This window comes from Streptomyces sp. NPDC001156 (assembly GCF_053598275.1).
Genome location: NZ_JBSFJX010000021.1, coordinates 65,684 through 84,384, shown reverse-complemented (window position 1 = coordinate 84,384; position 18,701 = coordinate 65,684). Strand labels below are relative to the sequence as shown.

Genomic DNA, 18,701 nt, shown 5'->3' with positions numbered 1-18,701 from the left:
GTCAGCCGTAGCGGCTGGTCACCGGCCGGGGAGTAGACCCGCGAAGGTCTCCCCGGCCGGTGAGCTTGGAAGGAACGCCCCAGATCAGGAGGGGAGCGGAACCAGGCCGAAGTGGCGGGTGATGGACGCGCCGCCGGAAGCCGCCTGGAGGCTGGTGAACGTCAGGTCGTACATGACGGCCGTGTCCGACTTGTAGGCGATGTCGCCCTTCGAGGTGACCTCAGCACGCGCGACGATGATCCGGCGCGGGTAGTTGCCGTCCACGACGTCCATGCCCAGCGCCCAGTACTGCGGCTCGCTGTTCTGCGGGTCGTTGAACGACAGGAACTGCGTGGCGCCGGTGCCCGAGGACACCATGTCCGCGATGTCCACGCCGTAGAACAGCGACGCGGTGTACGCGCTGGTCTGCTGGAAGGTCATCTTGAACGTGGACGTCCGGTCGGTGACCTGGGTACGGATCGCGGCGTTGTAGCCCCACGCCTTGAACTCCTGGCGGTTCTCGTTGAGGGCTTCCGTCAGGCCGTCTTCGGTGACGTAGCCACAGTCGATCCACCCGGTGCCCCACGGCGAGTAGGGGTCGGTGGGAGCGGTGGTGCCGACCGGGGCGATGTAGACCGCGCCCTCGACGCCAACCCGCACCTGCGTGTTGTCAGCAGACATGGAATTAACTCCTGTGTTCGACGCCGTCACGAAGATGGGCATGCCAACTCCGATCAGGGCATGAGGAAGGCGGGCCGGACTGGCCCAGGAGGGGTCGCGGGTCAGACAGGTCGGACGCGGAGGCCGACGGTGAGGCCGATCCGCACGACGTTGGTGTTGGGCTCTTCCGGCCGCAGTGCCGGGCCCGTCTCTTCCCAGGTGCGCTGCACGAGACCGCCGTCCCGGGAGATTCCGTGCATCTGCTCGAAGGCGGCACGGACAGCAGCCGTTGCGTCGGTTGCAGCGATGCGGTCGGCCGCCCAGACGTCCAGGGAGAGACGAGGCTCGTCGAAGAGCCGCGCCCCCTGCCAGGTCTGCACCGCCTTGGCGCCGCCGATGCGGGTGACCTGCACGTACGGCAGGATCCCGGTCAGCGACTCGGGGCGCTCCGTTGAAGCCTGGTAGCCGAGCCGGGAGATCAGGTGGTTGACCACCATCTGTTCCGGGTCCGGCGTGGTCGGCGGCGGAGCGCTGGGGATGAATACGGGCACCGCGGCCTCCCCTTGTTACTCGGCAGGCTTGGTTGCAGCCTTGCGACTCCGCTTGACCGGGGCAGGCTCTGTGTCGCCCGCTGCGGTCTCCTCAGCCGGGGTCTGGGGCTGGGCGACCTCGGGGAGGTGACCGAGCCGCAGGACGGGCTCAGCGCCCTCCAGGTGGCCGACCCCGGCCCTCACGAGTTCCTTGACGGCCTGGTCCGGCACGTCCACGACGTCACCGGGCTGGTGGCCCTGATAGGCGAAGGCGAGCTTGAACGTGGCCATGGATCAATCCCTTGCGGCGTCGAGAGCGTTGCCGATGGTGTGGTGGGCGGGGTGGTTGCGTTCCCTGGTCCCGTACTCGATGTAGATCGCGTACTCGACGTCCGAGACGATGAGGACCGAGCCGTCCGGGCCGTCCTCGGCGTGGATGGAGTCGCGGTACCGACCCGTCTCCACAGGCGCGTTGGCCTGAGCGGCGGCCACCACTCGGTCGGCCCGCTCGTGCAGGTCGGCCTGGACGAAGTCCTCATGGACCAGCGAGGCGATGGCGGCCTCGTCGGGCTTGAAGGCGCCCATCAGCCGGTGACCTGCTTGAGGGTCAGCCGCTGGTACGAGAGCGCCTTCAGGGGCCCGTGGCCGGTGTAGACGTCGGGCCTGCCGTCGACCTCGTACGTGACACCGTCGACCTCGGCCCGGTCGTACGCCGTGACGGCCGCAGACGGGGGCAGGAAGCAGTCCAGGAACGTGATGACCTGGTCGCCCTGCTGGACCGTCTCCGTGGAGCTCAGCGGCTCCGTACGGCCCTGGTACGACGTCCTGGTGGCCGTCGACCAGTCGAAGGTCCGGTTGTTCTGGCGGTCCCTCGTGGGCTCCGGCCGGGTCAGGATCGTGATCGCGTGCGTGGGGAGGAGCAGCACGGCTCACCCCCAGGTATACGGGTGCACCGGCAAGAGGCCCTTGACCTGGAGCAGTTCGAGCATGTCCGGGGCGACGCGAGGGGTCTTGACCGCCGACGGGGAGTTCGGCCTCCCGAAGAACCGGGTGATGCTCTGATTCCCCAGGGTCATCTGGGAGACGTTGGCCATGGCCCCCGTCTCGTCCCCCAGGGCGTCGATGTACTGGGCCTGAAGGCAGACGGCCTCCCGGAAGACCGACGCGAGCGCGGGGTCCGTGGGGAGGCCGTCAGCGTCGGTCTCGTACACAGCGCCCATCAGGAGCTGGTCGAGCTTCGTGGAAGCCCGGTCCAGAAGCCGCTGGGCGTTGGCCGGTACGGAGTCCGGATCGAGGAACGCGGTGAACTCATCGACGGTGGCGTACGCCATGGACGCCTCCTCCGGCTCAGAGCGACAGACAGGCGACCGTCACCGAGGTCACGGCGCTGAGGTCCACGAAGACCGTGTCCGTGCCGTCCGGCTGGTCGTAGCTGTCCGAGAACGGGCCGAAGAACTTGTCAGCACCGGCAGCCACCGTGGCGGTGGGAGCGGTGACGGCCTGGCCCTCCACCGTCTTGCCGATCTTCAGCGTGACGGTGATCGAGGAGCCCGAGGCGTTCTTCACGTGGAGCACCTGCTTGCCGCTGGAGCGGAAGGAGACGCCCGCAGCGTCCGGGGCCACGTACGTCGGGGCGAGGCCCAGCGTGGTGAACATCTGCGGTGTGAGCGCGGTACGCGCCATGGTGGTCCTCCTGGACTACTCGGCGCTGTGGAAGCGCTCGATCAGAGCGGCCAGGGTCAGGCTCTCGGCCTCTTCCCGGTCCGCTCCCTGATGGACGGCCCAGGCCACCCAGTCGGCCTTCGAGGACGCTTTGTTCGGCTTCTTCGGAGGTTCCTGGGTGCTGGCCGGCTCCGCGGATTCCTGAAGCGAGGAATCCGCGGGCTCTTCGAACGGCGACCCGTCCTCGTTGACGCGGGTCAGTTCGCCGCGCTCCAGGCGCTGGGCGATGCCCTCGCTGAGGGGCAGGTCCATCTTGAAGACGGCCCCGCCCTCGCCCTTCACGAAGATGGTCTCGGCGTTCATCAGGTGTTCCTCGGCACGAGCAGCGCGGTGATCTTCCCCGCGTGGCCCGGCTCGATGTCGATCTGGACCGAGCCATCACCCTGGAGGAACCGGCCGGACTCGAACGGACCGAAGTACGTGGTGCTGGAGGCCGCCACGCTGAAGGTCTTGTCACCCTGTCCAGCCGCCAGAGCGGGCGGGTACGTGCCCGCCTTGACCGTGACGGTGTGAGGGTTGGTGTCGGTGTTGGTGACGACCAGGACGGTCAGCTCCGGCTTGGCACCAGTGATGACGTGGTCGTTGGTGGCGTCCAGGGTGGTGCCCGACGGAGCAGCCAGGGACCCGTTCGCAACGAGGTTGGAGTACGGAACGGCAGTGCGCGCCATGGGTCAGTCCTCTCAGGTCCGGGAAGCGGTCAGGACCGCCAGGGCGTCGGGGCGGACGAGCTTGGCGCCGTACACGTACAGGCCACGGACGCGGTCGGCGAAGCGGAGCTCGGAGCGCAGAGCGTCCGTCTTGACGATCTGCTCGGCGAAGGTGATCGCCTGCGGGACACCCGCAATCACGGCGTAGTCGTCGCCGGTGACCAGCGGGGCGTTGTTCGACACGTGGATGTCGAATCCCGCCGCGCGGCCGACCATGCCGTTGCGCAGGGCCTGACCGTTGTCGGCCGCCTTCTCCGCGTTGATGAAGTTCGGGTTCTTCAGCAGGAGGCCGTGGTACCACTCGGGCACGACCACCCAGCGACCCGCGTTCGGGACGTTGGCCTCACCGAGCTTCACCTTGAGATCGACGAGCGAGTTGTATGCGGCGTCGCCCGTGGTGACGGCCGTGGTGGAGATGGTGTTGGCCGAGGACACGCCGGTGTACAGGCCTGCGAGGAACTGGTCCGCGACGTCGGCCAGTCCGTACGCCGACTCGGACATGGCCTCGGGAACGACGTTGCCGCGAGCCTGAGCGGCGTCCACGTCGTCGACCGAGAACGCCCAGTACTTCTCCTGGTCGACGACCAGGGTCCGCTGAGCGTCGGTCAGCTCCTCGTACTGGATGTCCGCGTTGCGCGTGTAGTTGTTGATGGTCGGACGGGAGATCGAGGTGATCCGCACCGTGTCACCGGCCGCCTGGATCTCGCCCTCGTAGTCGCGGTTGCAGAGCGCCGCGTAGACGTGGGCCTTCTTCAGGCTGGACAGCAGGAGTGCGGACCAGATCTCAGGACGAAACCTGGTGATGGCCACGATGGAACCTCTCTTTTCAGCCCTACATCAGGTGCGCAAGGCGGCCGTCTTCGTACGCCTTGGCGATCTGGTCGGGGGTCATCTGGGCGAGTTCGGTCTCCGTGATCGGCTTGGAGCCGCCGGGAGATCCGGAGATCGGAGCGCCGGAGTGCGCCGGGGGAGTGGGCGCGGAAGCGCCGGTGTCGGCCTTCTGGAACCGGGACTTGACCGCGTTCACGGCCGCCTCGACGGCAGCGGAGTCCGAGGGGTCCAGCTCGGCCAGGGAGTCCACGAAGGAGCGGCTATCGAGCAGCGCGTCTCCGTCCACTCCCAGGCGTGCGGCGGTTCGCAGTACGGCGGCCTCGACCTTGCTCTGGCGGACCTCGGCCTGGGAGGCGGAGAGCTGCTGGGTGAGCTGGTCGGCGTCGGGCTTGGTGCCCGCATCGAGGCCCAGGGCCTCGGCCACCTTGGCCAGAAGGTCGCTGTTCGCCTTCTTGCCGTTCTCGTTCTTGCGGCTGTTGGCCTTCCAGCGGTCGGCCTCGGCCTTGAGGCGCTGGGCCTCGGCCTTCCAGTCCGTCGTGTCGCCGTTGTCCGTTGCGGACGCGGTGGACGGCTGAGCCGGCTGGGGGTCAGTGCCGGTGGTGCCAGTGGGCTCCGGGCCCGTTGCGGGCGTGGTGGGCTCAGCAGGCGTGCTCATGCGGATCTCCCATTGCGGGTGGTGGCGCCCGTTGCGGGCATGAAGAAAGCCCGCACGTGGCGGGCTGGTTCAGCGCGACTCAAGCGGCCTGTGGAGGCCCGTCCTGACCCGGCTGAGCGTTGGGGTCTCCCGGCTGCTGCGGGCCTGTCTGCGGGCCGTTCGGCGGCAGCGTGGAGGGGACCGGAGCCGGAGCGGTCGACGATTCGATGAGCTTGACCTCTTCGCGGCGCCGGAGCTCGTCCCAGTCGGGGTGCAGCATCTCCACGAGCGTCTCGGTGGAGGCGGCCCTCGCGTCGGCGAGCATCTTCAGCGTCATGGCGAGGTCCTTCGGGTCCTCGGCCACCGCGTCGGGGAACTCGATGGTCGGCTTCTGGGGCGTCACGCCACTGCGGAACACCACCTGGTCGATCCCGAGGAGAGCCTCCAGGATCTCGGCCAGGGCGGGCTTCCAGTAATTGATCTTCCGGCCTCGCGTGGTGATCGACTTCCGCTCGCGAGCGGTCACCTCGGTGGCGGTCACCGCGACGTCGCCGTTCATGCCGAAGGTCTGCAACGAGTACCCGGCGCCCCGGACGATCTGCTCGGTGAGCGACTCGGTGAGGGCCTTGTGCTCCTCGGTGCGGATGGCGAACTGAACCTGGGTGATCGGATTCTCGCTCGGCTGCTGGAGCATCCCTTCGAGGCCCGTGAACAGCTCGCGGTCCAAGTCGAAGGACGCGCCCTGGCCTCGTCCGTGGCTGTCGAGCATCGTCTGAGGGACGAGCAGACGGGCCTTGGCGAGCCGGAGGTCCCGCATCCAGTCGGACCAGGCCTCGTCCAGGTTGTCCATCAGACCTTCGAGCTGGGCGTAGTCGCTGCGCCCGAGCTGAGCGGCGGCAGGAAGGTGCCGCCAGAGCCGGTTGGGCCGGACGTTGGGCACGTAGACGACCGCCAGTCCCCGGGTGCCCGTCACGATCGCGCCCTCGGCGTCGACCATCGGGGCCAGGGAGGCAGTCTGCGGGTAGTCCGTCAGCGGCACGGGGATGCCCAGGGAGTCCCGGTCTCCCACGTACAGGCCGTGCAGGATGCGCCCCGGCTCGTACCGCTGGAGGTGGCGTACGACGCTGTTTCCGTCGTCGTGGATCACCTGCCAGAAGGTGACGGCCGACAGCCGACCCCACTGGAACTCGGGGACGGCCGCGTCGGGGTGCTCAGCGCAGATCCAGGGCTTGTCCGCCAGGTCCGCATTCCACACGACCCGCAGGAAGACGCCTCCGAGCGCAGCGGCGATCTCGGCACCCTCGCGGAGGGCCGCGTGAGTGTTGTCGTCGATCAGCTCGTCCAGGCGCTTGTGGGTGGCATCGTCTTCGGCCTTGAGGGCCGGGGGCTCACTGAAGAGCAGGTCCGCGGAGATGCTCGCGATGTCCCCGGCGATGGGGACGTGGAGCTTCGTCCGGCGCTCTCCAGGAGGTACCCGCTCGCCCCACCAGAAGCGTTGCAGGGCTCGGGAGACACGCGCCCGGAAACCTCCCCGCTCCGAGGCGAAGAAGCCGCTCGTGTCGTAGCTCTGTGAGCCGCCGTAGACGCCGGAGAGTTCGTCGGGGTCGCCGGAGTACCAGGCCGACCAGACGGCCAGCTTGTCGTACACGCACCGAAGGTCAGCAGGCGGCCAGGCGATGTTGCTCTGGGGCAGGGGCACGTCAGGCCACCTCCTTCATCCGACTCCGCCAGACGGATTCGGTGGTCTGGATGGCGTAGCGCAGAGCGTCCACGCCGTGGTCATTGAGCTTCAGAGGCTTGTCATCGCCCAGGAGGGCGGCCTTGGGGTCCCAGACGTAGCCCTGGATCTCCTTGAGCAGCTCGGTGCACGAGCGGTGGATCAGGAGCCTGTCTGTGGCCAGCAGTGAGCTGACCGTGCGGATGCCATCCAGGACGCTGTTGTCGGCCGGGTACGGCGTGAGGCGGTCGCGAAGGAGCTGCTGCATGAAGCTCGCCGCGCTGGGGTCGACCACCACGAACTGTGGGTGGACGCCCTGGAACTGGGAGCCCGGCGGCTTCAGCGTGGACAGCCATCCCCGCAGCCGCTCGGAGTACTCAAGGTCCGTGAGCTGGTGCATCGAGGCCCGGCCGTCATGCCGCCACTCGCTCGTGACGTAGAGCCGGCCGTCTGTCCCCTGGCCCACGAGGACCGCGTGCAGGGGGTTGGCCGTGCCGTAGTCGACCCCCAGGGATATCCAGCGGTCGATGGTCGGGACGATGTCCACGACGTGGCGGGACTCGTCGAACATGCTGTAGATCGCGCCCTCGGCCACGCACCACTCGCCGAGGATGAAGCGCTTGTAGAACAGCCCGCTGAAGCTCGCCTTGGTGTGCTCGACGTACTCGCGGTCCAGGTGGACGTTGTCGTACAACTCGAAGGAGAAGACCTTCATGGACGTCCGGCGGTCCGGGTTGTCGATGAACTGGGCCTTCAGCCAGTGGGCCGGGCTGTCGGGGTTGGTCGACGCGTAGATCCTCGCCCCAGGGGCGCGCATACGCGTCAGGAGCATGTCCCAGAAGGGTTCCAGGAGAAGCGTGGCTTCATCGACGTACGCACCGGCGCACGTCATGCCTCGGATCTTGTTCTCGGCCTTGATGTCGTTCGCGCCGATCACGTGGACCAGGCGGCCGAAGATCCGGCAGGTCGGTGCCCCGGAGTTGTAGTCGACCTGGGTCGCCAGCTCCCCGAAGATGTCGGGGTTCATCATCGGCTGGAGGACGTTGCGGTACACGGCGTCCCGGGTCTTGCCGATCATCACCAGCTCGCCCGCCGTGGACGCCTGGGGGACGAAGAGCAGCCAGGCCCACGCCGAAGCGATGGTCTTGCCGGAGGAGACCGCGCCCTCCCAGAGGTTGATCCTCCGGTTGGCCGCCGCGATGCTGCGGATCTGCTTGGGGGAGAAGCGCTCCAGGAGGAACTGGGTGCTACGAGCCGTACTCGTCGGCATCGTCGCCCCCAAGCTCTCGGGCAGCGGTCGTCATGGCCTCCCCGAGGGTCGCCAGGAGTCCGCGAGCGTTCTCCCGTCCCTCGTCTCCGGCGTCGACCTGGGCGAGCTTCAGAGCGCTCGTGAGGGCGCTGGAGGCCGCCAGGGTCAGGTCCTTGGTCTCCTTGGCCGGGGGTTGGTCAACGATCTGGGCCACGAACTGACCGAGGTGGTCGAAGCCCGTCAGCCGGTAGGGGTTCTGGGCCCGGGTGATCTGGAGGTCGGCAAGATCCAGCAGGCGCTCCTGGAGACGCTGACGCCTGTCCTTCAGGTCGACCTGACGGGCGTCAGTGGCGGCCCTGACGGCCTCCCTGTCGAAGGACAGCCCGAGGCGCTGAGCGTGGTTCGTGATGGTCCCGACGGCCCATCCCATCTGACGGGCGATCTCGTTCCTCGGGAGCCCGTCAGCGTGGAGCTGACGGAGGGTCCCCTCGTCCTCTGCGGAGAAGGTTCGGGCCACGGCCGGCTCACCCCCTCACGCGCGTGTGGTGACGGGTGACCGGTCACGTGCTGATGGCCGTCAGGAGGGGAATGCTTCACCTCGGCCGACCAGAGGGGGGAACGCCGTGTTGTCCACGGTTACCACAATCGCAGGGTTGATCAGCTTGGTCGCGACCTTGGCCTTCGTGGGCATACAGACGCGGGCCGTGTCGCAGCAGGTTCATATCGCGAACAACCTGAGCGGCACGAACGGGCTCGACCTGGCCTTGAACAACGTGCGCGAGATCTACTTCAAGATGCTGGAGTACCCCGGCATGCGGAAGCACTTCTATGAGGATGCGCCGTGCCCGGCTGACGGGGCCGAGCGGGAACGGGTCTTGCTGATCGCTGAGGCGCTAGCGGACGTGATCGAGACCGGTTTGGTGGCGACTCGCCGTATCCCCGAGACGGAGTCCTTCGAGGATTGGCGCGACTACTCCCGATTCATTCGCGATCACAGTCCCGCCATCCGCGATCTGCTCAGTGAGCACCCCCTGTGGTGGCCCGAGCTGCGGACACTGGATTAACCGCAGGAGCCCCGTCAGCGGCGGGAGTCGTTGTAGTGGGCCTGGGCGGTCTCCCGGGCCTCCTCGTAGTCGCCGCCCTCGGTGAGGCAGCGCTCGTAGGCCCTGACGGCATCGGCGAAGTCCACGAGCTCCCCGGCGGTGATCCTCATGAGGGACTCGGAGGGCTCGCTCTCGCGGGGGTCCGTCATCGTCCCCATCTCCGCGTACAGGGCGAAGAGGTTGATGTTGTCGACGGTGGCCATGCGGGTCTCCGTGGGTATGTGAAGGCCGTCAGATGTTCATGGCCAGATCAAAGATGGGGCTCATGTGTAGATCTCATGGATGTCTGGTGCATACTCTGTGCCGCCCGGCTCTCCGCGCACGATCAAGTTGCCAGTCGGGCCTGGGGGTTGCAGTGAATCGGATTCGGTGGCGGAACGAGTACGAGAACGACCCGGAGTTTCGAACCATCCTGAGGCGGATGGAGACGCCTTGGTGGAAGCGGCCGGTGGCCATCGTGGGAGGGGTCGTCGTCATCGCCGTCGGTTCGTTCTTCCTGGGCGGTGCGGTCCTGGGTTCTGATGGCGGCTCGGGTACCACATCCCCGGACCCGTGGGTGCAGGGGCAGTTGGATGACCAGTCGCAGAACAACCAGCAGCAGAACAACCAGCCTGTCGGTGTGACCGTCGCCCAGAAGTTTCAGATCTTGAACAGGTTCTGCAATCAACAGGCTGGCGGTCCGTACAACGTGTCGGAGTCTGCGCTCATGGAGTGCAAGAACAGCTACTACGTGACGGACCAGGGTCAGGTACTACCGAAGTAGGCGCGCCGCTTACGACCGGCATGACGACGGGTGTCGTGACGCGTCAGACCGACGTCGATGTGCCACGGGCCGGTCGGTTCTCCAGATACCAGTTGAGGAAGCGCTCGCTGACGCCCTTGCCGTCGCCGAAGTCCTCTCGGAGGACGCGCCACAAGTACGTGCTGTCGTGACCGGAGGCGAAGGTGCTGCCCTCGGCGATCACGCTGTCGCAGCCGCACAGGCAGAGGGTGGGACCGGTAGCGCTCATGGTGTGGTGCACTCCAGGTTCGCGAGATGGCGACGGCGGTGTTCGCCCTCATCCTCTCGTTTCCGCGGTGACCGTCAAGCGGCGATCTGGAAGTTCCGCCGGGGAGCACGGGCCCGGGTGGCCTTCTCGGCCTGGGCGACGGACAGATGACGGAAGAGCTTCTGGCCTCGGTGATCGAGGCCCTCGACTTTCAGGTGGCCTCGGCGGACCCATGAGTAGACCGTCACGATGCTGACGCCCGTCAGCTCGGCGGCCTCCCGGACCGTCAGCCAGAGTTCGTCCTCCACTGAAGCCCTCCCGAGCATGCGAAAGGCCCCGGTCCGCCAGTGGCGTCGGGGCCTGCATGAGGACGTACGTGTCCTGCTGATCTTGATTATGCGGGCAGGTGTTTCAAAACGCAAGCACCCGTCGGGCGGGCATCATGACGGGGGTAAGGCGTCCGGGTAGTTGGTCCATAGGTCCGGGGGATACGGCTGCCGCCGCAGTACGGTGCCCATGACGGTCCTGAGATCGGCGCACAAGAGCTCGTATGGGGCGATGGGCAAGCCCTCCTCGTCTCGGCGGAGCCTCACCCCATGGTGGTCGATCTTGGCGTGAATCCACTCAAGGAAGTGTCGGACCTGCGGATCCGCGAACCTGAGGGCCTGCTGTTCTAGGGAGCGGTTCAGCTCTCCCAGGCGGGAGGCCCAGGCCCAGTACTCACTGCTGAAGGGGTCCGCCTCTACGTCCTTGGCGAAGTGGTCCTGGAGTTCGTAGCTCAGTCGGATGACTTCGTTGGCAGCCGCCTCGGACAGCCCGAGCAGGTGTGTCCGCTCCGCCTCATGGGCGGTCTTCCGCTGCTGCCAGATCACCGCCCCCGTGGAGACCGCCGCACCCACCACGGCACCCGCGAGACCCATCAGCCCCGCCAACGTCTCTGCCTGCACCCCTATACCCCCACCAAGATCCTTTGCGTGCGTGCTCTGACGGGCGTCATGACGGGGTCTGGTCTAGGTCTGGGTACCCGGTGGCTCCCAGTTTCTCCCCTCGCCACGCTGCTCCTCCGCCTTGCGTCTGGCCACCCAACGCGAGGGCGCCGGGATGGGGTCACCGCGCATGAAGGCCGAGACGATCTCGATGGCCTCGTTGCATCCTCCGAACAGATGCAGTAGCTCCCTGCGCGGACCCAAATCGGCCCGCATCGCGTAGAGCGTTCCGGACTCGGCCAGGTCCATCGCTTCCTTGACCCTCGTCCGGACGCCCGGCGCCTGGGGTATCAGCCCCACCGCGAGCTCAACCGCATCCACGTGGTTCACGGCCGTCTTGCGCCACTGTGGATGTTCTTCACGGAACTCTTCGTAGCTGCAATCCATGACGAGTCGACGCAGGCCGTACAGCTCTGCAAGGAGCTTGTCACCGGCCGCTCTGCCCAGGTCGCCGATCTTCTGCTCTCGTGCGGTCTTGACCTGGTGGCGCTGCTGAAGCCATCCGCCCAGCAGGGCCCCTCCGGCGCCGATTGCAGCACCGCCCAGACCACTGATCAGCCCCACCAACGTCTCCGTCTGCACGGCGATCATCCTGCCGGGAGACGGGAAGTCCGGGGGCCGATCGCGTACAACTCCCCTGGGGGATAGTCAGTGGCGCCCTTCCTCGTGCTCCAGCGCCAACTCCTCCATGTACGCCACATAGAGCGTCTCGACCCTGCGGGCCCGGGTCAGTCCGATGCCCTCCGGAGGTAGCGGTTCATCTCGAACGGAGGCGCCCAAGCAATCCAGCGCGTGATCACAGAGTTCGGAGAGGATCCCAGCAGATCCTTCAAGAGCCGGCTCCGACACCTCCGGCCATGCCAGGAACTCCGCGATCTTGCTGAGCCGGAGCCGGAAGGACTCATCACGGATTCTCAGCAAGACCGGTTCCAGCTTGTTCACCTGCTGCTGTAGGGCCCGTTGCCAGACCTCGATGCGCTGCCGTGCCCCTTCCTGGAACTCGGACGGCCTCCCACGGACGTGCTGCTTGATCTGGAAGAACATCTGAATCGCGGAGTCCACGGCTGTGTCGACCCGTTGGGCGATCACGAGTTGCCTTGCTGCTTGTGCCTGCTGACGCTGAGCAATGACCGTCGCCCAGATCGAGAGCCCGCCACCCATGAGCGTGCCGACTACCCCGAAGACCGCACCGACCCACACCCCTGCGTCCATGTCCGCATCATGCCGACGGGACCAACCCGTATGGGGCTGATCCCGTGAAGTCCCGGCGGCCGGCTGTCGCTCAGGGGCTCGTCTCGACGTGAACTGACCGGAAGCCGCGAAAGTCCGCCCGGGTGGCGAGGGCGATGGTGCATTATGGAAGCGTGCATGACCCGACCTCGAAGCGTGAACCCGACTGGGCTGAGCCCCTGCTGCGGGTGCTTCTCGGGCTTGCACAGACGTCTGCGGTGGTCCGAGCCCTCCTCATGGTGCTCGTCGACGGTCCGTCTGGTTGGCGGCCCTCGACCCGGCGACGCGCTACTCGTCGCGCCGGGCCCCGCCAAGCTGTTGCGACTCGCAGTTAAGAGTTCTCCCCGTGCCATGGGTGCGGGGAGGGGTCACGCGTGCCCGCCGGGAGGGCTCTAGCAACGCGCCTCTTCGCCCCTTGCGTTCGATTCCCAAGGGGAGATCAATGTTCCGTCTCTGGAAGCTCGGTCGCAAGCGGCTGGCTCAGGCCCCGGAGAGCACGGAAGCCGCCGTAGCACCTCAGGCCGAGGTCAACGAGGCAGCATCTACCGATGTCGTCCGCACCGGCCAGGGCAACGAACTGCGTAACGCCATCGCGCGGGGTGCCGCCGAGGGCTTTGCGCGGGAGATGCTGCGGGAGGCTTTCAACAAGCTGTTCGAGGACTAACAGGTCGTGGTGGCCCCGCCCAGCCGGTGCGGGGTCACCACTAATGCCGCCCTTCGGACGCATAGACGTCATCCCCACATCCGTCAGGCGGGCGGCAGCACCTTCAACTCCGGCTCCTTCGCCTCCACCCGCTTGCGCGCTTCCCGGCAAGTCCCGTCAGAGCAAGGGAGTCCCGCGGCCTTCAGGGCGTCACGGATGTGGGCAGTCCCAGGGCGCATCCCTCCGAGCTGGTCGTAGAGCCCTCGGACGATCTGGTCCGCCGACGGCTTCTCCGAGCTTTGGGCGACCTCCTCCGCCTCCGGGCCGACGCGGGCCGTCACAACCTCTGGACGGGGCGTCAGACACGGGGGAGTGCCGACCCGGATGAGGTCCACCACGGGCTTCGCGACCTCCGGGACCCTTCCGGCCCCCGCGAGGGCGTGGACCCTCCAGATGACGACGGGCGCCACCAGGCTGACGGCGGCCACCAGGGGCACCGAGGCGCTCATGTGACCCGTCCTCAGCAGATGGGTGGCCACCTGGGCACCGCCCATCATCGTCAGGGCAGCGGCGACGTCCCCGCCCTTTCCGGCCCGTACGGCGGCGATCACGTAGACGTCGATCACGACGGCCAGTAGGGGAGCGACCGTAGGGGAGATGCCGACCTGACGGGCCAGCTCCCATTCGCCGACGGCCGTCACCGCAATCCCGGCGATCAAGGCGACCGCCAGCAGGATCCGGTCGGTGAGGGACAGAGATGGGGAAGGCCCCGCGCCGTTGGATGACGCGGGGCTCTTGCGGACGCTCATGGGGCATCAGCCCTCCCGGGGCGTGCTAACGGCCTGGTAGGCCTCCTGGACGAGTTGCTGGTAGTCGTGCGAGTCCAAGCGGACCGACGGGCACAGGAAGCACTCTGCCGCCCAATCGCCCGGGTAGTACCGGACCAGGGTCAGGCCGTCGCACGACGGGCACGTGACGCCCCTCAGCAGCTCCCGGCGGGGCTCCGTCAGGGTGATCCGCTGGCAGGTCCTGACGAGGTCACCGATCTCGTCGGCGAACTCGGCCACCCAGGGCTGCTCGACGATCCACGGCAGGTGGGCCGTCAGCCGGGCCGTCATGGTCGTCACGTGCTTCCTGACGGGGTTGAGCCCACGCTCCTCGGTCACCGCCTCGCACCAGCTCCAGAGGACCTCCAGAAAGGGCGTCTCGCCCACCTGGTCGAGCAGGGTCGTGACGGGCTGACGGCTCGCGGGGCCCAGCATGTTCAGGACCCTCTCGTCGCCCGGCGTGGGGGCGTGCAGGCGCTTGGACGACCGTCCGTCCCCGCCTCCTCCCTGGACCCGCTGACGGCTCAGGTGGAGCCACGCGAACTGCTCGGGGAGCTGGCCGAGGAGCCCGCGGATCCGGCTGCGGCACCGGTCACACGTCTTGGTCTCCTGCGGGGCCCCGCAGACGAAGCACTCGTAGATGTTCATGGATGTTGCTCCCTCACTGGCCGTTGAGGCCCATGGCCGACAGGAACCAGACCATGGCGACGCCCTGGGCGGTCTCGGACGACCAGCCCCGCTTCTCCATGTCGGCCCGCACGCCGTCCACCGCGTCCAACAGCAGGCCGAACTGCTCCCGGGCCTCCATGAGGTCGTGAGCGGTCGTTCTGATCGCGATCTCGGGCTCCTCGCCGATGACCTGGGCGACCCGCGCCTCAATGCCCTGCCGCATCAGCAGAGCCATCGACAGCCCGCTCTTCTGAGACGCCTCACGGAGACGACGCTCGGTCTCCGAGGAGAAGGAGACCGTCGTTCGGATCGGGTTCTTGGAGTCGGTCACCGGTCCTCCTCGCGCTTGACCGGGGCCGGCTGAGGCCGCTCGTTGCGGACGAACGCGACGATCCAGGCGATTACGATCGCGGCGGCCAGGACGTGGAGGGCCAGTTGGGCGTGATTCCAGGTGAGCATCAGCCCTGCGCCTTCTGGAACTCGGTCCGGATGTCGCTCCAGTGGAAGAGCGAGCCGCACGTGAAGCCGCCTACCTGCTCGTCGAGCAGTTCGACATCGGTCACGGGGAGCTGCGGGTCGAGGACCGGCTCGTCCTCATTGAGCAGCCCCAGCAGCTCGGCGGCCTGCCGGTGGGTCAGCAGCGGCTCGTTGCACGGGCCGTGCCCATGGTCGGCCCCGCAGACCCAGCGCTCCCGGGTCGCAGCCGAACCGAGTTCCAGGACACGTCCGTCACTGTCGCCGATGGGCATGATGCGGTGGTCACGCCAGGCGGCCTCGGCGACCTCTACCAGCCGGGTCCGGATCAAGTTGTTGAGGTTGAGCGAGACGGTCATCAGTAGTTCTCCCCGTTGTCGTTGTTGATCTCGTCGTTGTCGACCGCCGCCCAGAAGGCCTCCAGCGCGCGGTCCTTGGCCTCGCCGAACAGCTCCACCAGCCCGCTGTCGGTTTTCTGGAAGACCTTCACGGGCTTGTAGCTGACCGTCTCGATCACCGAGGTCCCGTCGGGCTTCTCGTGGACCTCGATGTCCACGAGCTGCTCCGGGCCGTAGCCCACGATCACGTCGTCGAAGATGCTCATCGGCCCTCCTCGGCGAGCCAGACGCCGCTGACCTTGCGGACCAGGCCCTTGGCCTCCAGGGCGGTCAGGGATCGCCAGACGGTGTTCTCGGCCATCCCGAGGAGCTCGGCCATGGGCTTGATGCGCTGCGGGTCGGAGACGGCCTTGATGAATGCCCAGACGACCCTCGCGGTGAAGGTGAGGTCCTGGTCCGTCATGACACCGTGGATCTCCTTGGTGTCCACCGGCTCGGGGTTCAGGCGCGTCATCAGGCACCCCTCCGGATCTTCTGGGCGACGAGACCCACGACCACCGGGCGCCGGAACTTGTCGAAGTCGATGAGGGCTTCCTCGGCCGGCTCCAGGGATTCCTGGAGGGTCGCGGTCGGGGCCTCGATGGCCTTGGGCTTCCGCGTCTTCCTCCGCTCGGGGAGGTCCGGGATGGTCTTGGCGGGGTTCAGCGGCAGCCCGTCACGGACGAGGGCCCGGACGAAGTCCAGCTCCGGCTCTCCGGGCCGGACACGCACCTGCTGGTGGCGGCGCTGCTTCTCGTCGATGAAGTCGCCGGTGACGTACAGGAACGGGCGACCCTTGGCCTTCGGGTGAAGGTGCTGGAACCCGTTGGTCCACTTCTGCTTGCTCTCGCTCCAGCGCTTCCCGCGCTCGTCGCGGCAGTAGTCGGCCGCGTAGAGGTGCTCGAAGAAGTCCCGGTACTTCACGGCGACGAAGTAGCAGCTGTGGAACTCGGTCAGGCTGAGGCCCAGGGAACTGCTGATCACGTCGGCCACGGCGGCCTTGGGCTCCAGCTCCTGTACCACCGCATTGACCTGCTCCAGCTCCCGGGCCTGAACGGCGGCCAGCTCCAGCGCCTCGGCGAAGGAGGTGGGGATGCGGGGAGTGGACGCGGCCTCCTCGGACTCCAGGAGGTAGGTCCGGATCTGGCGGGCCACCTCCGACTTGGTCAGGAGCTGGCCGACGTTAAGGACGGCCTTCCGGCTGAAGACCGCCAGGGAGCGGGCCTTGGAGCTCAGCCCCAGATTTGCGACTCCGCCGAACGGAGTCGCAAACGCTGTCAACTCCTGACCCTGGAGGACGCGTCGACCGTTGCCGGTGAGCTCCTCGAAGTTGGAGGAGACCAGAGTGTCGATGGTCGAGAGCGGGACCTCGTAGTACGAGGCCACCATCTCGGTCGTGACATGGAACGAGTCCGGCAGGGTCACCAGGGTCTTGACCTTGTCGAGCACATCAGTGCACTCGATGGTCTGGGCCCGCATCGTGCGGGATTCCGTCAGGACCAGTTCATTGTTGACGCGCGCAGTGATGGCGGACATCCGCTATCCCTTCGACTCAACGCACGGAGGACATCCCCGTGCAGGGGTCCTCCAGCGGAGTCGTATCGCCTCGGTGGCGATGCCTCAATAATAGCAGCCAAAACCCGTATGGAGGAACCGTTGGCCGTATCCATGGGGGTGCCTGAATTCCTCCAACAATTCCTGGAGAGATGGTTACTACGGGAATTGTTGGAGGAATTCGGAGTTGGCGCGTGGGGCCCGCGCGTGCGTATCCTGTGACACCTAGACGCGACGAGGCCCTCCGGCGGGAACCGAAGGGCCTGCGTCAGGGAATTTAAATTCCCGGCTGGTCCGGGAGGTCGCTCAACCTCTCCGAACCGGCACTCCGTCCGCCATCACGCATCCGGAGCACCAATGAAGTTGTCCCGCAATTCTAGCGACCGTGATGTTTTTGTTCGAACCGATCTCCAGGAGTCCGTGGAGCGCGTCTCCGGCCACCACCTCAACGAGATCCGCCAGCGTCTCCTGGTCGACCCGAAGTCCCTGAACGAGGCGCACGTCGCCTGGGCCCTGGAGGTCCACCCGTTCCTGTCCGGGACTCGGGGCATCGCCCGCTGGACCCACCAGCACAAGGAGACCGTCCAGGAGATGGCGGCCAAGGAGGGCGGTGTGTCCAGGCACCAGCTCCTCTACACGGCCAGGCGCGGCACCTCCTCCGTCGACCCGGAGGAGCGCGAGGACATGCAGCTCCGGTTCAACTCTCTGGCCGGGAGGTCCTGGACTCCTCTGGGGGCCACCGGATACCGGTCGTTTGCCGCCCAGTACCTCTCTAAGAACACCATCCCCTCTGGGCCCTGGACCGAAAGGATCTTGGAGGATAAGGACCCTCAGAGGGGTAATGGGCGGGAGACGACCGGTATCGCTGACGAGCTGGTCAACGACCTGGTCAACGCCCATGAGGACTTCGAAAAGCTGACGGACTGGGGCTCTCCGAGGTCCTGGTCCCACACCCTGATGACGATCCTCGACCCGTCCAACGACGTTTGGGCCGAGGAGGGGAACGACGCTCTGGGCAAGCACGCGTGGCGTCTGGCCGTCCTCTTTGGGGTCCGGGACATCTTCGTGACCCAGACGGACCTGATGGCCCTCACGGGACTGGCGGAGCGCCCGGTCCGGCGCCTCTTGGACCGCTGGAAGAAGGGCTCGATGCGCCTGGCCGTCGAGGCGAAGGTCGGTCGGACGAAGGTCTACACGCTCCTGTTCCACTCGGTGCTCGACCCGGACGGGATGACGTTCTGCGGCCACCTGGGCGACAAGACCAAGCTCAACGCGGCCATGGCCAAGGACGCCAAGGAGCGTGCCACGGCGGCCCGTCGGGGCACTCCCGAGGGCGCCATCGCCTGGAAGGCCGCCAACCCCCGTACGCGCCAGGCGTTCCTGGACGACCTCCCCAGGGACGCGGACCAGGTCTGGCGGGAGCTGGTGGAGCGCGGCGACGAGATGGAGATGTACGAGCACCTCGTGGCCCAGGCCAAGGAGGCGGGCTCGGTCCCCAGCACCCCTGAGGCCCTCGTGGAGAAGGCCGCGGTGGCCCGGCCGGCTCAGGAATCCTTGGGGACCCAGCGCTTCATGGCCCTCTCCGAGCAGGACCAGCAGGAAACCCTGGCCGCCATGCGTCGGAGGGTGTCCGGGATCGGCTCGGCCTGACGCGCGTGGATGATGTGCCAAGAGGACTCGCAGCGGAGGAGGGCGACGACACCGCCGTCCTCCTCGGCCTTCCGCACCTCGTCCAGCAGCTCGGGGAGCACGGAGCGCTCGTCGGAGCCGGGGTAGTACAGGGGCCAGGTGTGCTGCGCGATGTGCATGGTGCCTCCGGG

Annotated in this window: 32 protein-coding genes; 4 read left to right on the top strand and 28 right to left on the bottom strand. The window is 67.2% G+C overall.

The window, feature by feature from the left end; genetic code table 11:
• Positions 1 to 84: 84 nt before the first annotated feature.
• The 14 genes from ACWDA7_RS14090 to ACWDA7_RS14025 all read right to left on the bottom strand — a co-directional run bounded on the left by ACWDA7_RS14090 (position 85) and on the right by ACWDA7_RS14025 (position 8,546).
• Positions 85 to 660 (bottom strand): phage tail tube protein, encoded by a 576-nt coding sequence (locus tag ACWDA7_RS14090; RefSeq protein ID WP_450604409.1) that lies wholly within the window; start codon positions 658 to 660, stop codon positions 85 to 87.
• 101 nt (positions 661 to 761) lie between these two features.
• A complete protein-coding gene (locus tag ACWDA7_RS14085; RefSeq protein ID WP_450604408.1) occupies positions 762 to 1,190 on the bottom strand; it encodes a hypothetical protein in 429 nt (142 codons plus the stop codon).
• A gap of 15 nt (positions 1,191 to 1,205) precedes the next feature.
• Positions 1,206 to 1,460, bottom strand: a complete 255-nt coding sequence (locus tag ACWDA7_RS14080; RefSeq protein WP_450604407.1) for a hypothetical protein — start codon at positions 1,458 to 1,460, stop codon at positions 1,206 to 1,208.
• A 3-nt stretch (positions 1,461 to 1,463) separates the two neighbouring features.
• Positions 1,464 to 1,754, bottom strand: coding sequence for an HK97 gp10 family phage protein (locus tag ACWDA7_RS14075; protein ID WP_450604406.1), 291 nt, complete (start codon positions 1,752 to 1,754; stop codon positions 1,464 to 1,466).
• Positions 1,754 to 2,095: a hypothetical protein gene (locus ACWDA7_RS14070; RefSeq protein WP_450604405.1), complete on the bottom strand. Its 342-nt coding sequence runs from the start codon at positions 2,093 to 2,095 to the stop codon at positions 1,754 to 1,756. Before ACWDA7_RS14070 ends, ACWDA7_RS14075 begins: the two co-directional genes overlap by 1 nt.
• Positions 2,096 to 2,098: 3 nt before the next feature.
• Positions 2,099 to 2,500, bottom strand: a complete 402-nt coding sequence (locus ACWDA7_RS14065; protein WP_450604404.1) for a hypothetical protein — start codon at positions 2,498 to 2,500, stop codon at positions 2,099 to 2,101.
• A 16-nt stretch (positions 2,501 to 2,516) separates the two neighbouring features.
• Positions 2,517 to 2,852 (bottom strand): hypothetical protein, encoded by a 336-nt coding sequence (locus ACWDA7_RS14060; protein WP_450604403.1) that lies wholly within the window; start codon positions 2,850 to 2,852, stop codon positions 2,517 to 2,519.
• A 15-nt stretch (positions 2,853 to 2,867) separates the two neighbouring features.
• On the bottom strand, positions 2,868 to 3,194 hold the full coding sequence (locus tag ACWDA7_RS14055) for a hypothetical protein (RefSeq protein WP_450604402.1): 327 nt from the start codon (positions 3,192 to 3,194) through the stop codon (positions 2,868 to 2,870).
• A complete protein-coding gene (locus ACWDA7_RS14050) occupies positions 3,194 to 3,559 on the bottom strand; it encodes a hypothetical protein (protein WP_450604400.1) in 366 nt (121 codons plus the stop codon). The genes ACWDA7_RS14055 and ACWDA7_RS14050 overlap by 1 nt, the downstream gene beginning before the upstream one ends.
• Before the next feature lie 12 nt (positions 3,560 to 3,571).
• Positions 3,572 to 4,408 carry a phage major capsid protein gene (locus ACWDA7_RS14045; RefSeq protein WP_450604399.1) on the bottom strand — a complete coding sequence of 279 codons (837 nt, stop codon included), beginning with the start codon at positions 4,406 to 4,408 and terminating at the stop codon, positions 3,572 to 3,574.
• A 22-nt stretch (positions 4,409 to 4,430) separates the two neighbouring features.
• A complete protein-coding gene (locus ACWDA7_RS14040) occupies positions 4,431 to 5,084 on the bottom strand; it encodes a hypothetical protein (RefSeq protein WP_450604397.1) in 654 nt (217 codons plus the stop codon).
• Positions 5,085 to 5,163: 79 nt separating this feature from the next.
• Positions 5,164 to 6,762 carry a phage portal protein gene (locus ACWDA7_RS14035; RefSeq protein ID WP_450604396.1) on the bottom strand — a complete coding sequence of 533 codons (1,599 nt, stop codon included), beginning with the start codon at positions 6,760 to 6,762 and terminating at the stop codon, positions 5,164 to 5,166.
• A gap of 1 nt (position 6,763) precedes the next feature.
• On the bottom strand, positions 6,764 to 8,050 hold the full coding sequence (locus ACWDA7_RS14030; protein ID WP_450604395.1) for a PBSX family phage terminase large subunit: 1,287 nt from the start codon (positions 8,048 to 8,050) through the stop codon (positions 6,764 to 6,766).
• Positions 8,028 to 8,546 carry a hypothetical protein gene (locus tag ACWDA7_RS14025; protein WP_450604394.1) on the bottom strand — a complete coding sequence of 173 codons (519 nt, stop codon included), beginning with the start codon at positions 8,544 to 8,546 and terminating at the stop codon, positions 8,028 to 8,030. Before ACWDA7_RS14025 ends, ACWDA7_RS14030 begins: the two co-directional genes overlap by 23 nt.
• Before the next feature lie 136 nt (positions 8,547 to 8,682).
• Here ACWDA7_RS14025 and ACWDA7_RS14020 point away from each other — a divergent pair, with 136 nt between their 5' ends.
• Entirely contained in the window at positions 8,683 to 9,093 is a 411-nt protein-coding gene (locus tag ACWDA7_RS14020) for a hypothetical protein (RefSeq protein WP_450604393.1), read from the top strand.
• A 14-nt stretch (positions 9,094 to 9,107) separates the two neighbouring features.
• Here the strand turns inward: ACWDA7_RS14020 and ACWDA7_RS14015 are convergent, their stop codons facing one another.
• A complete protein-coding gene (locus tag ACWDA7_RS14015; protein WP_450604392.1) occupies positions 9,108 to 9,335 on the bottom strand; it encodes a hypothetical protein in 228 nt (75 codons plus the stop codon).
• A 218-nt stretch (positions 9,336 to 9,553) separates the two neighbouring features.
• On the opposite strand from ACWDA7_RS14015, the gene ACWDA7_RS14010 reads away from it, so the two are divergent.
• On the top strand, positions 9,554 to 9,895 hold the full coding sequence (locus ACWDA7_RS14010; protein WP_450604390.1) for a hypothetical protein: 342 nt from the start codon (positions 9,554 to 9,556) through the stop codon (positions 9,893 to 9,895).
• Between the two features lie 43 nt (positions 9,896 to 9,938).
• On the opposite strand, the gene ACWDA7_RS14005 is transcribed toward ACWDA7_RS14010, so the two are convergent.
• The 5 genes from ACWDA7_RS14005 to ACWDA7_RS13985 form a co-directional block, all read right to left on the bottom strand.
• Positions 9,939 to 10,142 (bottom strand): hypothetical protein, encoded by a 204-nt coding sequence (locus tag ACWDA7_RS14005; protein WP_450604389.1) that lies wholly within the window; start codon positions 10,140 to 10,142, stop codon positions 9,939 to 9,941.
• A gap of 74 nt (positions 10,143 to 10,216) precedes the next feature.
• Entirely contained in the window at positions 10,217 to 10,429 is a 213-nt protein-coding gene (locus ACWDA7_RS14000; protein ID WP_450604388.1) for a helix-turn-helix domain-containing protein, read from the bottom strand.
• 132 nt (positions 10,430 to 10,561) lie between these two features.
• On the bottom strand, positions 10,562 to 11,068 hold the full coding sequence (locus ACWDA7_RS13995; protein ID WP_450604387.1) for a hypothetical protein: 507 nt from the start codon (positions 11,066 to 11,068) through the stop codon (positions 10,562 to 10,564).
• Between the two features lie 63 nt (positions 11,069 to 11,131).
• A complete protein-coding gene (locus ACWDA7_RS13990; RefSeq protein WP_450604386.1) occupies positions 11,132 to 11,689 on the bottom strand; it encodes a hypothetical protein in 558 nt (185 codons plus the stop codon).
• A gap of 66 nt (positions 11,690 to 11,755) precedes the next feature.
• Positions 11,756 to 12,319: a hypothetical protein gene (locus ACWDA7_RS13985; protein WP_450604385.1), complete on the bottom strand. Its 564-nt coding sequence runs from the start codon at positions 12,317 to 12,319 to the stop codon at positions 11,756 to 11,758.
• Between the two features lie 460 nt (positions 12,320 to 12,779).
• Between ACWDA7_RS13985 and ACWDA7_RS13980 the strand changes: the two genes are divergently transcribed.
• Positions 12,780 to 13,001 carry a hypothetical protein gene (locus ACWDA7_RS13980; protein WP_450604384.1) on the top strand — a complete coding sequence of 74 codons (222 nt, stop codon included), beginning with the start codon at positions 12,780 to 12,782 and terminating at the stop codon, positions 12,999 to 13,001.
• An 83-nt stretch (positions 13,002 to 13,084) separates the two neighbouring features.
• Here the strand turns inward: ACWDA7_RS13980 and ACWDA7_RS13975 are convergent, their stop codons facing one another.
• Genes ACWDA7_RS13975 through ACWDA7_RS13940 form a run of 8 tightly spaced genes read right to left on the bottom strand, consistent with a single transcriptional unit; the run spans position 13,085 to position 16,863 of the window.
• Positions 13,085 to 13,789: a hypothetical protein gene (locus tag ACWDA7_RS13975; RefSeq protein ID WP_450604383.1), complete on the bottom strand. Its 705-nt coding sequence runs from the start codon at positions 13,787 to 13,789 to the stop codon at positions 13,085 to 13,087.
• Between the two features lie 6 nt (positions 13,790 to 13,795).
• A complete protein-coding gene (locus ACWDA7_RS13970) occupies positions 13,796 to 14,455 on the bottom strand; it encodes a hypothetical protein (RefSeq protein WP_450604381.1) in 660 nt (219 codons plus the stop codon).
• Between the two features lie 13 nt (positions 14,456 to 14,468).
• Positions 14,469 to 14,807 (bottom strand): ribbon-helix-helix domain-containing protein, encoded by a 339-nt coding sequence (locus tag ACWDA7_RS13965; RefSeq protein WP_450604379.1) that lies wholly within the window; start codon positions 14,805 to 14,807, stop codon positions 14,469 to 14,471.
• Positions 14,804 to 14,935 carry a hypothetical protein gene (locus tag ACWDA7_RS13960; protein ID WP_450604378.1) on the bottom strand — a complete coding sequence of 44 codons (132 nt, stop codon included), beginning with the start codon at positions 14,933 to 14,935 and terminating at the stop codon, positions 14,804 to 14,806. The genes ACWDA7_RS13965 and ACWDA7_RS13960 overlap by 4 nt, the downstream gene beginning before the upstream one ends.
• A complete protein-coding gene (locus ACWDA7_RS13955) occupies positions 14,935 to 15,309 on the bottom strand; it encodes a hypothetical protein (protein ID WP_450604377.1) in 375 nt (124 codons plus the stop codon). Before ACWDA7_RS13955 ends, ACWDA7_RS13960 begins: the two co-directional genes overlap by 1 nt.
• Positions 15,309 to 15,554 carry a hypothetical protein gene (locus tag ACWDA7_RS13950; protein WP_450604376.1) on the bottom strand — a complete coding sequence of 82 codons (246 nt, stop codon included), beginning with the start codon at positions 15,552 to 15,554 and terminating at the stop codon, positions 15,309 to 15,311. Before ACWDA7_RS13950 ends, ACWDA7_RS13955 begins: the two co-directional genes overlap by 1 nt.
• Positions 15,551 to 15,802 (bottom strand): hypothetical protein, encoded by a 252-nt coding sequence (locus ACWDA7_RS13945; RefSeq protein WP_450604374.1) that lies wholly within the window; start codon positions 15,800 to 15,802, stop codon positions 15,551 to 15,553. Before ACWDA7_RS13945 ends, ACWDA7_RS13950 begins: the two co-directional genes overlap by 4 nt.
• The gene (locus tag ACWDA7_RS13940; RefSeq protein WP_450604373.1) at positions 15,802 to 16,863 is read right to left on the bottom strand and encodes a hypothetical protein; all 1,062 of its coding nucleotides are present in this window, start codon (positions 16,861 to 16,863) and stop codon (positions 15,802 to 15,804) included. The genes ACWDA7_RS13945 and ACWDA7_RS13940 overlap by 1 nt, the downstream gene beginning before the upstream one ends.
• Positions 16,864 to 17,301: 438 nt before the next feature.
• On the opposite strand from ACWDA7_RS13940, the gene ACWDA7_RS13935 reads away from it, so the two are divergent.
• Positions 17,302 to 18,531 (top strand): hypothetical protein, encoded by a 1,230-nt coding sequence (locus ACWDA7_RS13935; protein ID WP_450604372.1) that lies wholly within the window; start codon positions 17,302 to 17,304, stop codon positions 18,529 to 18,531.
• The last annotated feature ends 170 nt before the right edge of the window (positions 18,532 to 18,701 follow it).